This is a genomic window from Desulfobotulus alkaliphilus, from assembly GCF_007830435.1.
Lineage (GTDB): Bacteria > Desulfobacterota > Desulfobacteria > Desulfobacterales > ASO4-4 > Desulfobotulus > Desulfobotulus alkaliphilus.
In genome coordinates, this window is record NZ_VLLC01000090.1 from 1 (window position 1) to 1,222 (window position 1,222).

The following is a 1,222-nucleotide window of genomic DNA, read 5'->3' on the forward strand; positions in this document are numbered from 1 at the left end:
CAGCTATCAGGCTCAATGAACCATGGGAGGACACCGTGGAGTAAGGACAACCTATAGCCGAACATCCAGAGTCATGCACCCTGTCGATGGGATATCAGGATCATTCAGACAGGCAAAAAACCGCTTAAAGTTTTACAGGTAGCCTACGGAATTAAGAATGGAGGGTAACTACTCAGAGGGCTACAGGAAAGATCTGTGTGGCAATTCTGGCTATTTGAGGTGCTTTGCTGCTTGTTTGTTCTGTGTCTGGATGTACTGGTCTAAGCCTGCCTTAAAGTCTGATACCTTTTAGGTTGGCAGTACAGTTTTATGGCTTTTATTCTACATTTTGCCTCTGATCTGTTTTTAGTTGCAAGTGAGTCCTTTAAAAGGGTTTTTTGATTTTTATGGCTTTAATCCATTTTTAGTTTCTGATATTTAAAAAGCTATTTTGTTTTGTTTATTGGTAGATGTCTGTAAATAAGCATTGGGTGCTGTTTTTTTCTGGTTTGATTATTGATGTTTAAATTTTCCTTTTATCTATTCTGGGTTTCATGTGTAGAATAGTTTGTTTTTTTCATTCCGAGTACGCAATTATTGCAAGGTTTGTAATTGTGGAATTTTGTCCTTTTGTTTTATTTGCTCTGCTTTTTTTGAACTGTTAAGATTTATGATTCAAATATTCGTAGTGCAAGTTTAGTGTTTTATGTGTGCCTGTGTTGTTTTTAGAGGGTTTGTTGTCTCTGATCTATCATGACAATCTGTGCATTCTTGAAAGCATATTTTTTTCTTTACTTTGTTAAATTTTATTGTGCTGGATTTAGTTGTTTATGCAGTCTGATGTTTTTTAATGTGTATTTTGATTCAGAAAATGCAAAAATCTAATTTGATATTAAAACAAGCATGTATGGAAAATTGAAATAAAGAATTGTAAATTTCTTCTGAGTTTTTTTGGATGATATGAATAGTGCCTCCTTCTTATGGCCTTTGCAGCCATAAGAGGGAGGTTCACTATGAGTCTTGCAGCGAAAGATTACATTGAGTTGTTTACTGGTATTTATGGAAAAGCCCCTGAGCTTGATGAGCTTCAGATGTGGCGTGATCAGGGTCTTACAACCCGTCCTCAGGTAGCAGAGGCCATGCTTAATGTAGGCGGCCTTAGTGGCGGCCTTTCTAATTATGGTGAAGATGCCCGGTTTGGTGGCATGAGTAACGAAGATTTTCTTATCGGTCTTTATGATAA

General features: G+C 36.8%; 1 protein-coding gene. It reads left to right on the forward strand.

What is annotated here, in order from left to right:
• Positions 1-992: 992 nt before the first annotated feature.
• On the forward strand, positions 993-1,222 hold a 230-nt coding region (locus LZ24_RS17010; RefSeq protein WP_144686899.1), incomplete at its 3' end, for a hypothetical protein.